This window comes from Cellulomonas sp. (assembly GCF_015234515.1).
In the GTDB taxonomy this organism is placed as follows: domain Bacteria; phylum Actinomycetota; class Actinomycetes; order Actinomycetales; family Cellulomonadaceae; genus Cellulomonas.
Genome location: NZ_JADGMY010000018.1, coordinates 1 through 12,080 on the forward strand (window position 1 = coordinate 1; position 12,080 = coordinate 12,080).

Below are 12,080 nucleotides of genomic sequence, written 5' to 3' on the forward strand. Positions count from 1 at the left end.
GAGCGCATCACGATCCCGCTGAAGAACCAGGACGGCCAGTACGTCGCCGACGAGCGCACCCTCGACGAGCTCGAGGGCGAGGGGCGCGTCGTCTTCCGCTACCAGGGCGTCAACCCCAACGGGTCGCGACGGGACATCGCGGGCATCAGCAACGCCGCCGGCAACGTCGTGGGACTCATGCCGCACCCCGAGCACGCGGTCGAGGCCGGCTTCGGGCCGGACGGCGCCAAGGGCCCGCGGTCCGGCACCGACGGCCTGCGGTTCTTCACCTCGGTCCTGCAGGCGCTCGTCGGCTGACGCGCATGACGACTCCGACGCAGCTGGACGTGCGCGTCGAGCACGTCGCCTGGGACGACGGGGACGCGGCCGTGCTGCGGACCGCGCAGCAGGCGGAGCTGCGCGCGCGCTACGGCGACGACGACATCGGCCACGCCATGACCGGTGCCGAGATCCTCGCGATGGTGCTCCTGCGCGTGGACGGCGTGCCGGTCGCCTGCGGTGCGCTGCGTGACGCATCCGGCGAGCTCGGGCCCGGCACGGGGGAGCTCAAGCGCATGTACGTGCGCCCCGACGCCCGCGGCCGCGGTCTGTCGCGGCGGGTCCTGGCCGCGCTCGAGGACGCCGCCGCCGAGCGCGCGCTCGACCGCCTCGTGCTGGAGACCGGCGTGCTGCAGCCCGAGGCCATCGGCCTGTACCTGGCCGCCGGGTACCGGCCGATCGAGAACTACGGCGAGTACGTGGGGGTCGTGGACTCCCGGTGCTTCGCGAAGCAGCTGCGCACCGCCGCGGTCCCGCCCTCCACCACCCCGCCACGCGCCGGTGCCCCAGGCCACCTGCCCGCGGGCCTCGGGGTCGAGCGGGTCGCCTGGGACCACCCCCACGCCTCCGCGCTGCGCCGGGCCATGGTCGACGAGCTCACGCCCCTGTACCCCGAGCACGCGCTCGACGGGCCCGACGCGCTCGAGCGGCTCGACGCGGAGCACGGCGGCAGCGCCGTCACCACGTTCCTCGTCCGCGACGACGCGGGGCCCGTCGCCTGCGCGACGCACCGGCGCGCGCCGGCCTGGGGTGGTGACGCGGCCGAGCTCGAGCGGCTGTACGTCGCACCCCGGGCGCGCGGACGCGGGCTGGCGCGGCAGCTCGTGGCACTCGTCGAGGACGACGCCCGTCGGCACGGCGCGGCGCGCGTGGTCCTCGACACCGGCATCCGCCAGCCCGAGGCGATCGCGCTGTACCGCGCGCTGGGCTACCGGCCGGTCGCGCCGCCGCCGGGGTCGTGGGCCGCGCTCCCGGTCTCCCTGTGGTTCGCGCGCGACGTCTGAGGTCCGGCCGGCGGAGGGACGAGGATGACGATCCGCATCGGCACGTCGGGCTGGTCGTACGACCACTGGGACGGGGTCCTGTACCGCCCGGGCCTGCCGGCCCGTGAGCGGCTCGCGCGGTACGTCGAGGCGTTCGACACGGTCGAGCTCAACGCGAGCTTCTACCGCTGGCCGCGCGAGGCGGCGTTCGCGTCGTGGCGTGAGCGGCTGCCCGAGGGCTTCACGATGTCGGTCAAGGCGCCGCGCGGCCTGACGCACGCGCGGCGGCTGTACGGGCCGGAGGTGTGGTCCGAGCGGATCGTGCGGTCCTGGCACGAGCTGCGGGGACGCCGGGAGGCGCTGCTCGTGCAGCTGCGGCCCGACGCCGAGCGGGACGACGCCCGGCTCGACTGGTTCCTGGGCACGCTGCCGGACTGGGTGCAGGTCGCGGTCGAGCTGCGGCACCCGTCGTGGCAGACCGACGCCGTCTTCGACCTGCTCGCGCGGCGCGGCGCGGCGTACTGCGTGGTGTCCGGAGCGGGCATCCCGTGCGTCCTGCGGGCGACGTCGCGCCTCGTGTACGTGCGCCTGCACGGCCCGGACCACCAGCACCTGTACGCCGGGTCGTACTCCGACGACGACCTGCGCTGGTGGGCCGACCGCATCGGCGAGTGGTCGGCCGGCGGGCACGACGTCGTCGCGTACTTCAACAACGACGGCGGCGGCCACGCGGTCCGCAACGCGTGGACGCTGCGGTCCCTGCTGGGTGCGTGAGGCTCACAGACCGGCGACGACGTTGACGAGCAGCGCGACGAGGAACGTCCCGAACAGGTAGGCCAGCAGCGCGTGCAGCAGCAGCAGCCGTCGGGTCCCGGAGTCGGTGACGTTCGGGTCGGACGTCGCGAAGCTCATGGCGACCGTGAGGGCGACGTACGCGAAGTCCGAGTACTGCGGTGGCGCGGACTGGTTGAAGTCGATGCCGCCGACCGGCTCGGTGTACCAGGACCACGCGTACCGCACGGCGAAGAGGGTGTTCAGCGCGAGCCACGACGCGACGACGGCGGCGAACGCCGCGGTGAGCGCCACGTCCCGGGCCGGGCCCGACTGCTGCCCCAGCACGACGACGATGCTCACCAGGCTCGTGCCGCACGCTGCGAGGACCATTCCCTCCGCGACGACGCGCGTCGGCTCCTCGCGGGTCGCGTGGGCCCGCGTCTGGTCGGCGTCGAGCCCCCACAGGAAGAACCAGCTGGACGCCGCGTACCCCGTCGCGGTGACGGCCCAGCCCGCGAGCAGCGCCGTCAGGACGGTCACGTGCGGCACGCCCTGCCGCACGAGGACGCCCGCGACGACCCCCACCGCCAGCGCGATCGTCAGGCGGGTCGCCGGGGAGACGTCCCCGAGTGCGATGTCCCGGTCCACCCGACCCATGAAACCGCCCGCGTGGTGCTCGTGCGACCGCCCGCCGGTCCACGGTGCGGGAAGGGGGCTGGTCGGTACCCCTCCCGGCGGCTAGGGTGTGGCGCATGTTCTCGGTCCGGGTGTGTTGTCGCTGATCTAGCGACCTCGCGCGCCTGCGGCTCGGCCCCGGCTGCGCACCCCGTCCGACTCGAGGACATCCCCCGTGGCACAGCCCCTTCTCGCGCCCGCCCGCCCAGCCGGCACCCGCCGTCCGTCGGCCGCCCGTCCTGACGCCCCGCGCGTCGAGGTCGCCACGGACGCCCCGCGCCGCGGTGTCGTCGAGTTCCTGCTCGACGCCGACGCGCTCGACGCCACGAGCGTCGCGCTCGCCGCGGCCCGCGCCGACGTCGTGCGCATCGTCCACTCGGCGGCCCTGCCGACCGTGGCGGCCGTCGGCGCCCTCGTCAGCGTCCTGGAGGACGAGGTCCGGGCCGTCGGCCGTGACCGCCACGAGGTCCGGCTCGTCCTCGAGGTCGAGGCCGTCGTCGCCGCCGACGAGGCCGACGCCACCAGGCGCCGCACGGCGGTCGCGTACGCCGAGGCCTTCGCGGGGCTGACGTGGGCGCCGTCGTCGACGTGGCTCGTCGCACCGCTCGACCGGATCGCCGCCGACGCGGCCGCGTTGGCCGCTCGCACGGGGGTCGACACGGTCGCGCTCGCGCTGGTCGGCGCGTCGCGCCGCCACGCGGCTGTGCTCGGCGCCTGACGGCACCGCCGCCCCCGGTCGCCGCCCCGCGTGCGGGACGTCGTGCCCGTACCTAGCGTGGCCGGACGGGCGCCCCTGGGCGCTGCCGACGGACGGAGGACGAGATGACGACCACGCCGCACGCGCCGGACGGACCTTCGCAGCCCGGTACCGCGCAGGTCACCGCGACGGACGGGCGGCCGACGCCCGACGAGCCCACGCACGACGAGGCCGTCGCGAAGGTACGCGAGCTGCTGGGTGAGCACCACCTGGCGATGCTCACGACGCTCGACGCGTCAGGTGCGCTGGTCAGCCGGCCGATGGGCGTGCAGGACGTCGAGTTCGACGGCGACCTGTGGTTCTTCACGACGCTCGACTCGCACAAGGTCGCCGAGATCCGCGCCGGATCGCCCGCGAACGCGGCGTTCGCGGGGTCGTCGTCGTGGGTGTCGGTGTCCGGGACGGCGGAGGTCGTGCAGGACCAGGCGAAGATCGAGGAGCTGTGGAACCCCGTCGCGGGGGCGTGGTACCCCGACGGCCCGACGACGCCGCAGCTGTGCCTGGTGCGGCTGCGCGCGCAGAGCGTCGAGTACTGGGACAGCCCGGGCGGGCGGCTCGCGACCGTGATCAGCCTGGTGAAGGCCAAGGCCACCGGCCGCGCGTACGACGGCGGGGAGAACGCGACCGTCGAGCTGTGACGACGGACGCCCCCGCACCGGACCGGTGCGGGGGCGTCCGTCGGACGGGCCGGGTCAGATCAGGCGCTTCGGCGGCGACGCCTTGGCGGTCTCGGCCGGGTCGGCCACGACGACGTCACCGAGGACCTCGTCGATGCGCGTGAGCACCTCGGCGGGGAGCTCGACGCCCGCGGCCTTCGCGTTGTCGTGGACCTGCTCCGGGCGCGACGCGCCGATGATGGCGGCCGACACGTTGTCGTTGGCCAGCACCCACGCGATCGCGAGCTGCGCCATCGTCAGGCCGAGCTCGTCGGCGACCGGACGCAGGCCCTGGACCCGCTCGAGGACGTCGTCGCGCAGGAACGACTTGATCATGTTCGCCCCGCCCTTCTCGTCCGTCGCGCGCGAGCCCTCGGGCAGCGGGGCGCCCGGCTTGTACTTGCCGGTCAGGACGCCCTGCGCGATGGGGGACCAGACGATCTGCGAGACGCCGAGCTCGCGCGACGTGGGCACGACCTCCGGCTCGATGACGCGCCACAGCATCGAGTACTGCGGCTGGTTGGAGATGAGCTGCACGCCCAGGTCCTTGGCGAGCGCGTGCCCGGCGCGGATCTGGTCCGCGGTCCACTCGCTGACGCCGATGTAGAGGGCCTTGCCCTGGCGGACGACGTCGGCGAACGCCTGCATCGTCTCCTCGAGCGGCGTCTCGTGGTCGTACCGGTGCGCCTGGTACAGGTCGACGTAGTCGGTGCGCAGGCGCTTGAGCGAGCCGTCGATGGACTCGCGGATGTGCTTGCGGGACAGGCCGGTGTCGTTGGGGCCCTTCGGCCCGGTGGGCCAGAAGACCTTGGTGAGGATCTCGAGCGACTCGCGCCGCTCGCCGGCGAGCGCGTCGCCCAGGACCGACTCGGCCACGGTGTTCGCGTACACGTCCGCGGTGTCGAACGTCGTGATGCCGACGTCCAGCGCCGCGCGCACGCATGCCGTCGCGGTGTCGTTCTCGACCTGGGACCCGTGGGTCAGCCAGTTGCCGTAGGTGAGCTCGGAGATCTTGAGGCCGGAGTTGCCGAGGAAGCGGAAGTCCATCTCCCCAGCGTCTCACCCGGTCGGGGGCCCTGCTCGAGCACCACCGGGCCCGCGTGGATCCTCCCGGTTCGTCCCTCTGGTGGACGGGGGTGCCCCTCGCACAGGTCCCTGCGCTACCGTCCCCGCCATGCGATCTCGACGACGTCTCGCAGTGGTCCCCTTCGTGCTCCTCGCGCTCGGCGCGTGCTCCGACGGCACGACGCCGGAGCCGCAGGACGACGCCCCGGACATGGGCGCGCCGACCATCGAGGGCAGAGGCGACACCGAGCTGCCGACGCCGGACGAGCAGCAGGCGGTGCTCGAGGACTCGGGTGACGCGGCCTCGGCCGTCACGGCCCTGCTCGCCGCCGGTGCGTCGGAGTCCGGCCAGGTCACCGGCGCGCAGGCGGGGTCGCACCTGCTGCGTGTCGTGTGCACGTCCTCCGACGGTGCGCCCGTGACCGTCACCGTGACGGCGGGCGACAGCGAGCTGACGTCCTACCAGGCGGCCTGCGTCCCGGTGTTCCAGGGCGGCGCCACGATGGCCGACAGCGACGCGTTCGAGGTGCCCGCCGGTGACGTCGACATCAGCGTCACGGCTGCCGCGGAGTCCAGCGTCGCGGTCGGGCTCGTCCCCGTCGGCTGACGCGTCCGACGCCGCGGCAGCCGGGCCCGCCGCGTCAGCCGCCCAGCGTCGCCAGGGCCCGCTCGAGGTCCTCGCGCAGGTCCGCGACGTCCTCGAGGCCGACCGAGAGCCGCACCGTCGCCTCACCGATGCCGACGGCGGCGCGCCCGGCGGCGCCGAGCCTGCGGTGCGTCGTCGTCGCGGGGTGCGTGACGATCGACTTGGCGTCGCCCAGGTTGTTCGAGATGTCGACGACCCGCAGGGTGTCGAGCACGCCGAACGTCGCCTTCTTCGCGACCTCGGGCGTCGCGCCGTCGGCGACCGCGAGGTCGAACGTCACGACCGTGCCGCCGCCGGTCTGCTGCGCACGCGCCAGGGCGTGCTGCGGGTGGGACTCCAGGAACGGGTACCGCACGCGCGCGACGCCCGGGTGCTCCTCGAGCCACCGCGCGAGCGTCAGTGCCGACGCCGCCTGGTGCCGCACGCGCACGCTCAGCGTCTCCAGGCCCTTGAGCAGCACCCACGCGTTGAACGGCGACAGCGACGGCCCGGTGTTGCGCAGCAGCGTCTGCACGGGCCCCCGCACGTAGTCGGACGAGCCGAGGATCGCCCCGCCGAGGACCCGGCCCTGACCGTCGATGTGCTTGGTCGCCGAGTACACGACCACGTCGGCGCCGTGGTCGAGCGGGCGGGAGAACACGGGAGTGGCGAACACGTTGTCGACGACCACGGTGGCGCCGGCGGCGTGCGCGAGGCGGCTGACGTGCGCGATGTCGACGAGGTCCTGCATCGGGTTGGACGGCGTCTCGAAGAAGACGACGTCCGCGGGCGTGGCGAGCGCCTGCTCCCACTGCTCGGGCACGTGCCCGTCGACGTAGTCGGTGCGCACGCCCCACTTCGCGAGGATCTCGTCGAAGATGACCACCGAGGAGCCGAAGAGCGCCCGGGCGGCGACCACCCGTGAGCCCGAGCGCACCAGCGCGGCCAGCGACGTGAAGACCGCCGACATGCCCGTCGCGGTCGCGTAGCAGGCCTCCGCACCCTCGAGCAGGCGCAGCCGCTCCTCGAACGTCGAGACCGTCGGGTTGCCGTAGCGCGAGTACAGGAAGCGGTCGACCTCACCGGCGAAGCCCGCCTCGGCCTGGGCGGCCGTCGGGTAGCTGTACCCCTGCGTGAGGAACACCGCCTCGGACATCTCGCCGAACTCGCTGCGCACGAGCCCGCCGCGCACCGCGAGGGTGTCGGGGCGCAGGGTGGTGCGGTCGGTGCGGTGGTCGTCCCAGTCCCCGGGCCCCGGGGGCGGCGTGCTCACGGCTGGACCCACGGCAGGCCGTCGGCCCGCCAGCCGGTGTGGCCGCGGTGGCCGTCCGGCCCGGTCGCCCCCTCGAAGCCGTCGAGGACGTTGTACGCCGGGCCGTAGCCCGCGGCCGTCGCGGCCTGGGCCGCGCCGATGGACCGCTGGCCGGACCGGCACAGGAAGACGACGGGCCGCCCGTCGCCCGGCGTGACGCCCGCCGCCGCGACCTGCTCGACGAACCGCGGGTTCGGCTGCCCCGACGGGTACGACACCCACTCCACGAGCGCCGCCTGACGCCCCAGCTCGCGCAGGTCCGGCACGCCCACGTACCGCCACTCGGCGTCGGTGCGGACGTCGACGAGCACGGCGTCGTCACGCTCGGCGAGCAGGTCCCAGGCCTCGGTCGGCGTGATGTCCCCGGCGTAACCGGGGGCGGGGCGCGGCTGCACGCTCATGGTCCTCCCATCGTCTCTGGCGGTAGCACCCTCGGCCACGGTCTCCCGTGCGGGTTGCTGCGGCGTCGTCGAGCCAGATCTCTCGGCCGCTCTGGATGGTCGGGCGAGATGCTACGCCACGTCCGTCGGCGCCCGGCAGGTCGTCTCAGATCGGGTGCGGCCGTGCGCGTGGTCCTGGGCGCGTGCCAGGGTGGTGGGCGATGGACGCCCCCGACGACCTCCTGCTGCGCCCCGTGACACCGGACGACGTGCCTGCCCTGACGCGTCTCCTGCACGACGCGTACGCCGAGCTCGCGGCGCAGGGGCTGAACTTCACGGGCGCGTCGCAGGACGAGGTGACGACCGCGAGCCGGAGCCTGGGGGTCGGCGCGTCGTGGGTGCTGGCCGAGCCGACGGGGCGTCTCGTGGGGACGGTCGCGGCGTCGAGCCCCCCGGGCCGGGGGATCAAGGCGCTGACGGACCTCGCGCTGGAGCCGGACCGTGTCTGGCTCAACCAGCTCGCCGTGCACCCGGACGTGCGACGTCGCGGGCTCGCGACCCTGCTGTGGCGGACCGTGCGGGAGTGGTCGCTCGAGCACGGCATGCGCTCGGTGGGCCTCGACACCGCCGTGCCCGCAGTCGCGCTGCGCGACCTGTACCGGCGGTGGGGCTTCGTCGAGGCGGACACCGTGCAGTGGCCGGGCAAGACGTACCGCAGCGTCGTCATGGTGCACGACCTGACGCGCGCGGGCGCCCGCGGCCGCGCCGTCGCCGGCGGCCGGCGCGTTGCCGGACGTGAGGTCTCGGATGCTGGACGGGACGCGCGTCGGCGTTGACACGCGCGCCCGGTCGCGTCGATCCTCGACGCAGGTCATGAGCGCCAGCGTCAAGCCCCGGCTCGCTGGCCGGCAACCCTCCTCCGCGGTGGGGTGCCCCGGGTGACGACCTGGCCGCGCGCCGTTCGGTGCCGGCAAGCGCGGGGCCCCTCGGGTCCCCGGACCGTTCCCGGAGGGGTACCCATGACCACCATCACCGAGCTGCTCTCGTGTGCCGACGAGGTCTCGGGCACCGCGACCTCGACCCCGGCGTCGCGCCCCGCCGGCGAGCCGCTGCTGCCCGTCGTCGGCGCGTCGACGACCGTGCCCCTCGTCGACGGCACGAGCCGCGCCTACGCCAACCTCGACTGCGCGGCGAGCGCCCCCGCGCTCGAGGCCGTCACGGCACGCATCACCGAGGTCCTCCCGCTCTACGCGTCGGTGCACCGCGGCGCCGGGTACCTCTCGCAGGTCTCCACCGCGCTGTACGAGACCTCGCGGGAGTCGATCGCGCGCTTCGTGGGGGCGCGTCCGGACGACGTCGCGATCATCACGCGCAACACCACCGACTCGCTCAACCTGCTCGCGGGCGTCGTGCCTCCCGGCGGGGCGGTGCTCGTCCTCGACGTCGAGCACCACGCCAACCTGCTGCCCTGGGTGCAGCGCAGCGGTGGCGGTCACGCGGGGACGGGTCGCGTCGCGACCGTGCTGCCGCTGCAGCCGACGGTCGCGGCGACGCTCGACGCGCTGCGGACCGAGCTCGCGGTCCGGCCCTACGCGCTCCTGACCCTCACGGGGGCGTCGAACGTCACGGGGGAGTCGCTGCCGCTCGACCGCGTGGTCGAGATCGCGCACGCCGCGGGTGCGCGCGTCGCGGTCGACGGGGCCCAGGTCGTGCCGCACCGCGGCTTCTCGCTCGCGGGTTCGGACGTCGACTACGTCGCGTTCTCCGGGCACAAGACGTACGCACCGTTCGGCGCGGGTGCGCTGGTGGGACGCCGGGACTGGCTCGACACGGGCACGCCGTACCTCGCAGGGGGAGGTGCGGTGCGCGACGTGCGGACCGACCGGACGGTCTGGCACCCGGCACCGGCACGCCACGAGGCGGGATCGCCGAACGTGCTGGGGGCCATCGCGCTGGCCCAGGCGTGCGACACCCTCGCGGCGCTGCCGGCCGGTGCGCTCGAGGCGCACGAGCAGGCGCTGCGCACGCGACTGGTCGCCGGTCTGGAGTCGCTCGACGGCGTGCGCGTCGCGCGGATCTGGCCGGACTCGGCCGAGCCTGTCGGGGTCGTGACGTTCACCGTCGGTGACCTCAACCCGGGCCTCGTCGCGGCGTACCTGTCGGCCGAGCACGGCATCGGCGTGCGCGACGGCCGGTTCTGCGCGCACCCGCTGCTGGCGCACCTCGGGGCGTCGAACGGGGCCGTGCGGGCGTCCGTCGGCGTGGGGACGACGACCGAGCACGTCGACCGGCTCGTCGACGCGCTGCGCGAGCTGCTGCGTCGCGGGGCGCGCGCCGAGTACGAGGTCGTCGACGGCTGCTGGTCCGTCGTCGACGACACCCGGCCCCTCATCGAGGTCGAGGGCCTGCACCACCTGGCGGCCACCGCAGCCGCCGCCTGCGGCCCGGCCCTGGACGACTGACCCCCCGCTGCTCCCCGCTGCTCCCCCCTCCCTCCCCCCGGCGAACTCGTCGTTCGGCGGCTTCTCCTGGCTCGGACGCCGCCGAACCGGAAGTTCGGCAGCGGGGAGTCTCAGCAGGTGGGCGGGCGGCGAAGGCGGGGTGCTCTCGATCGAGCATGGGTGCGTGCTGCACGAACTCACGCTCGAGGGTCACGGTGTCCGGCTCGTCCCGCTCGCGGTCGAGCACGCGGAGGCGTTGGCGCGATTCGTGGACGACCGCGTGTGGGCGGGCATGACGTCGCCGACACCCCGGGGTGCGGATGACCTGCGCGCCGTCGTCGAGGCGGCGCTGACGACGCCCGCGCGGTACGCGTTCGCGGTGCTCGTCGACGGCCAGGTGGTCGGCTCGACGTCGTTCTACGACGTGGACCTGCGGATGGGTCGCCTCGAAGTTGGGCACACGTTCTACGACCCGCGCGTCTGGGGCACGCACGTGAACCCGGCGTGCAAGCGGGTGCTGATGTCGCAGGCCTTCGAGACGTGGGGCGTCGCGCGCGTCGCCTACCGGGTGGAGGCCCGCAACGCACGGTCGATCGCGGCCGTCACGAAGCTCGGCGCGCGTCCCGAGGGGCGGCTGCGCGGGCACCGGGTCGCGGCGGACGGCACACGGCAGGACTCGCTGTACTTCTCCATCCTCGCCGACGAGTGGCCGGACGTCCGGTCCCGGCTCGACGCCCGCCTCGCGGGGCGGGGCGTCGCCGACGAGCGCACGTCGGTGCTGCTGATCGGGGGTCGGTCGGGGGTCGGCAAGTCGACCGTGGCGTCGGCCGTCCATGACTTGCTCGCCGCGCGGGACGTGCCGCACGCCGTCGTCGAGGGGGACACGCTCGACCTGGCCCATCCCGCGCCGTGGGAGCACGGCGTCGCCGCGGCCAACCTCGCGGACGTGTGGCGCCGGTACCGGGCGCTGGGGCACCGGCGACTGGTCTACACCAACACGGTGTCGGTCCTGGAGGCCGAGGCACTCGCGGCCGCGGTGGGGGACCGGCCGCACGTGACGTCGGTGCTGCTCACGGCGTCGGACGGTGTCGCGCGGGAGCGTCTGCGGCGGCGCGAGCAGGGTGAGTCGTACGACGCGCACGTGGCCCGCTCGGACGCGGCGGCCGGTCGGCTCGCGGCCGCGGCGGGGGACGCCGTGCACCGGGTGGCCACCGACGGCCGCACCCCGGCGGAGATCGCCGCGGAGGTCGTGGCGCTCGCGGGGTGGTGACGCAGGTCAGTCGTCGACCACCAGGCCGACGTGGTGCGCCAGCAGGGGCGCCAGGTCCAGCAGCTGGTCGCGCGTGACCTTCGCGCCGCCCAGCCCGCCGACGCCTTCGAGGACGCGCAGCCGCGCGCCGCGCAGGTCGCACTCGGCGAGGCGGGCCTGCGTCGTGTCGAGGCGGCGCACGTCGCAGTCGACGACGACGAGCCGCTTGACGTGCGCGTGGCTCAGGTCGAGGTCGCCGAGCGTGACGTTCTCCAGCCGCAGCTCCTCGACCGTCGACTCGCGCAGGTCGAGATAGTCGATCTTGCCGCCGGTCACGGTCACGCGCGTCCACGTCGAGGCGAATGCGGTGAACGCGCCGACGCGCACGTCGGTGAGCGTCGCGTCGCGCCACGTCGACGACGGCGCCCGCAGCGCACCCGCGCGCACCGTGGTCCAGGACGTGTCGAGGACGCGCGCGCCGTCGAGCACCGTCCCGTCGAGGTCGCAGTCGTCCACCTCGCACTCCAGGATGCGTGCGCGCGACGCGTCCCGACCGCTCAGGTCGAGCCCCGCGAACCGCATGGCGTCGAGGTCGGCGTCGGGCTCCAGGTCGTACGCGTCGCCGGTCAGCATCCCCCGAGCCTCCCACGCCCACCGACGCCCTCCGAGCCCGCTTCCGCGCTGAGAGTGCAATCCAGTCGCGCCGGGGGTGCGCTGGATTGCACTCTCACCGCGAGAGGGTGATCCAGTTGCGGGTGGGGGTGCGCTGGATTGCACTCTCACCGCGAGGGGGTGATCCAGTTGCGGGTGGGGGTGCGCTGGATTGCACTCTCACCGCGAGGGGG

General features: G+C 74.6%; 14 protein-coding genes and 2 riboswitches. Of the genes, 9 read left to right on the forward strand and 5 right to left on the reverse strand.

Annotation, left to right across the window (positions count from 1 at the left end):
* The 3 genes from IR158_RS07785 to IR158_RS07795 all read left to right on the forward strand — a co-directional run.
* A partial coding sequence (locus tag IR158_RS07785; protein WP_291811655.1) for a phosphoribosylformylglycinamidine synthase subunit PurQ occupies positions 1 to 297 on the forward strand: 297 nt, incomplete at its 5' end.
* Positions 298 to 302: 5 nt separating this feature from the next.
* Positions 303 to 1,322, forward strand: coding sequence for a GNAT family N-acetyltransferase (locus tag IR158_RS07790; RefSeq protein WP_291811659.1), 1,020 nt, complete (start codon positions 303 to 305; stop codon positions 1,320 to 1,322).
* A gap of 24 nt (positions 1,323 to 1,346) precedes the next feature.
* Positions 1,347 to 2,075 carry a DUF72 domain-containing protein gene (locus IR158_RS07795; RefSeq protein ID WP_291811662.1) on the forward strand — a complete coding sequence of 243 codons (729 nt, stop codon included), beginning with the start codon at positions 1,347 to 1,349 and terminating at the stop codon, positions 2,073 to 2,075.
* Between the two features lie 3 nt (positions 2,076 to 2,078).
* On the opposite strand, the gene IR158_RS07800 is transcribed toward IR158_RS07795, so the two are convergent.
* The gene (locus IR158_RS07800; RefSeq protein WP_291811665.1) at positions 2,079 to 2,723 is read right to left on the reverse strand and encodes a DUF1345 domain-containing protein; all 645 of its coding nucleotides are present in this window, start codon (positions 2,721 to 2,723) and stop codon (positions 2,079 to 2,081) included.
* A gap of 202 nt (positions 2,724 to 2,925) precedes the next feature.
* Here IR158_RS07800 and IR158_RS07805 point away from each other — a divergent pair, with 202 nt between their 5' ends.
* Together IR158_RS07805 and IR158_RS07810 are read left to right on the forward strand one after the other, a co-directional pair.
* On the forward strand, positions 2,926 to 3,468 hold the full coding sequence (locus IR158_RS07805) for a hypothetical protein (protein ID WP_291811668.1): 543 nt from the start codon (positions 2,926 to 2,928) through the stop codon (positions 3,466 to 3,468).
* Between the two features lie 104 nt (positions 3,469 to 3,572).
* The gene (locus IR158_RS07810) at positions 3,573 to 4,145 is read left to right on the forward strand and encodes a pyridoxamine 5'-phosphate oxidase family protein (RefSeq protein ID WP_291811671.1); all 573 of its coding nucleotides are present in this window, start codon (positions 3,573 to 3,575) and stop codon (positions 4,143 to 4,145) included.
* A gap of 54 nt (positions 4,146 to 4,199) precedes the next feature.
* Here the strand turns inward: IR158_RS07810 and IR158_RS07815 are convergent, their stop codons facing one another.
* Complete coding sequence (locus IR158_RS07815) at positions 4,200 to 5,210, reverse strand: aldo/keto reductase family protein (RefSeq protein ID WP_291811673.1); 1,011 nt, start codon at positions 5,208 to 5,210, stop codon at positions 4,200 to 4,202.
* A 127-nt stretch (positions 5,211 to 5,337) separates the two neighbouring features.
* Between IR158_RS07815 and IR158_RS07820 the strand changes: the two genes are divergently transcribed.
* Positions 5,338 to 5,835: a hypothetical protein gene (locus IR158_RS07820; RefSeq protein WP_291811676.1), complete on the forward strand. Its 498-nt coding sequence runs from the start codon at positions 5,338 to 5,340 to the stop codon at positions 5,833 to 5,835.
* 34 nt (positions 5,836 to 5,869) lie between these two features.
* Here the strand turns inward: IR158_RS07820 and IR158_RS07825 are convergent, their stop codons facing one another.
* Positions 5,870 to 7,126, reverse strand: a complete 1,257-nt coding sequence (locus tag IR158_RS07825; RefSeq protein ID WP_291811679.1) for an O-succinylhomoserine sulfhydrylase — start codon at positions 7,124 to 7,126, stop codon at positions 5,870 to 5,872.
* Positions 7,123 to 7,566: a rhodanese-like domain-containing protein gene (locus IR158_RS07830; protein ID WP_291811682.1), complete on the reverse strand. Its 444-nt coding sequence runs from the start codon at positions 7,564 to 7,566 to the stop codon at positions 7,123 to 7,125. Before IR158_RS07830 ends, IR158_RS07825 begins: the two co-directional genes overlap by 4 nt.
* A 4-nt stretch (positions 7,567 to 7,570) precedes the next feature.
* A riboswitch (SAM riboswitch) is annotated at positions 7,571 to 7,668 on the reverse strand.
* Positions 7,669 to 7,766: 98 nt separating this feature from the next.
* Between IR158_RS07830 and IR158_RS07835 the strand changes: the two genes are divergently transcribed.
* The 3 genes from IR158_RS07835 (at position 7,767) to IR158_RS19340 (ending at position 11,256) form a co-directional block, all read left to right on the forward strand.
* Complete coding sequence (locus tag IR158_RS07835) at positions 7,767 to 8,381, forward strand: GNAT family N-acetyltransferase (protein ID WP_291811684.1); 615 nt, start codon at positions 7,767 to 7,769, stop codon at positions 8,379 to 8,381.
* A 33-nt stretch (positions 8,382 to 8,414) separates the two neighbouring features.
* Positions 8,415 to 8,528, forward strand: a riboswitch (SAM riboswitch).
* 36 nt (positions 8,529 to 8,564) lie between these two features.
* Complete coding sequence (locus tag IR158_RS07840; RefSeq protein WP_291811687.1) at positions 8,565 to 10,007, forward strand: aminotransferase class V-fold PLP-dependent enzyme; 1,443 nt, start codon at positions 8,565 to 8,567, stop codon at positions 10,005 to 10,007.
* A 163-nt stretch (positions 10,008 to 10,170) separates the two neighbouring features.
* Positions 10,171 to 11,256: a GNAT family protein gene (locus IR158_RS19340; RefSeq protein WP_366928416.1), complete on the forward strand. Its 1,086-nt coding sequence runs from the start codon at positions 10,171 to 10,173 to the stop codon at positions 11,254 to 11,256.
* A gap of 6 nt (positions 11,257 to 11,262) precedes the next feature.
* Here the strand turns inward: IR158_RS19340 and IR158_RS07855 are convergent, their stop codons facing one another.
* Positions 11,263 to 11,868 (reverse strand): pentapeptide repeat-containing protein, encoded by a 606-nt coding sequence (locus IR158_RS07855; RefSeq protein WP_291811690.1) that lies wholly within the window; start codon positions 11,866 to 11,868, stop codon positions 11,263 to 11,265.
* Between the last annotated feature and the right edge of the window lie 212 nt (positions 11,869 to 12,080).

What these genes read in the sequence shown, in the direction of transcription:
- IR158_RS07855 (WP_291811690.1), bottom strand. Translation starts at nt 11,868, where the DNA reads ATGCTGACCGGCGACGCGTACGACCTGGAGCCCGACGCCGACCTCGAC.
- IR158_RS07815 (WP_291811673.1), bottom strand. Translation starts at nt 5,210, where the DNA reads ATGGACTTCCGCTTCCTCGGCAACTCCGGCCTCAAGATCTCCGAGCTC.
- IR158_RS07820 (WP_291811676.1), top strand. Translation starts at nt 5,338, where the DNA reads ATGCGATCTCGACGACGTCTCGCAGTGGTCCCCTTCGTGCTCCTCGCG.
- IR158_RS07795 (WP_291811662.1), top strand. Translation starts at nt 1,347, where the DNA reads ATGACGATCCGCATCGGCACGTCGGGCTGGTCGTACGACCACTGGGAC.
- IR158_RS07790 (WP_291811659.1), top strand. Translation starts at nt 303, where the DNA reads ATGACGACTCCGACGCAGCTGGACGTGCGCGTCGAGCACGTCGCCTGG.
- IR158_RS07835 (WP_291811684.1), top strand. Translation starts at nt 7,767, where the DNA reads ATGGACGCCCCCGACGACCTCCTGCTGCGCCCCGTGACACCGGACGAC.
- IR158_RS07840 (WP_291811687.1), top strand. Translation starts at nt 8,565, where the DNA reads ATGACCACCATCACCGAGCTGCTCTCGTGTGCCGACGAGGTCTCGGGC.
- IR158_RS07810 (WP_291811671.1), top strand. Translation starts at nt 3,573, where the DNA reads ATGACGACCACGCCGCACGCGCCGGACGGACCTTCGCAGCCCGGTACC.
- IR158_RS07830 (WP_291811682.1), bottom strand. Translation starts at nt 7,566, where the DNA reads ATGAGCGTGCAGCCGCGCCCCGCCCCCGGTTACGCCGGGGACATCACG.